Origin of the sequence: Thermus aquaticus (genome assembly GCF_001280255.1) — a bacterium.
GTDB lineage: Bacteria > Deinococcota > Deinococci > Deinococcales > Thermaceae > Thermus > Thermus aquaticus.
On the sequence record NZ_LHCI01000089.1, the window covers coordinates 1 to 313 of the forward strand.

General features: G+C 75.1%; 1 protein-coding gene. It reads left to right on the forward strand.

The window, feature by feature from the left end:
• Positions 1-96 precede the first annotated feature (96 nt).
• Positions 97-309 carry an NAD(P)H-binding protein gene (locus BVI061214_RS12230; RefSeq protein WP_248841681.1) on the forward strand — a complete coding sequence of 71 codons (213 nt, stop codon included), beginning with the start codon at positions 97-99 and terminating at the stop codon, positions 307-309.
• Positions 310-313: the final 4 nt, after the last annotated feature.

A 313-nucleotide genomic window follows, 5' to 3' on the forward strand; every position in this document is an offset into this window, starting at 1 on the left:
CGGGGCCTAGGGTAGCCCCCCCGTTTGGGAAAGACCTTGGCCTGGACCATGGTCCCCCGCCACCTTCCCCGAGGGGAGCACGGGTATGCTTGGAGCGTGCGCGTCTTGGTTACGGGGGCCACGGGCTACGTGGGGGGAAGGCTGGTGCCTAGGCTTCTGGAGAGGGGCCACCAGGTGCGGGTCCTGGTGCGGGACGAGGCCCGCCTTCAGGGGCGCCCCTGGGCGGGGCGGGGGGAGGGGGGGCGGGGGAGCCTCGAGGACGAGGAAGCCCTGAGGCGGGGCCCGGGGGGGGGGGGGGGCGCCCACTAACCCG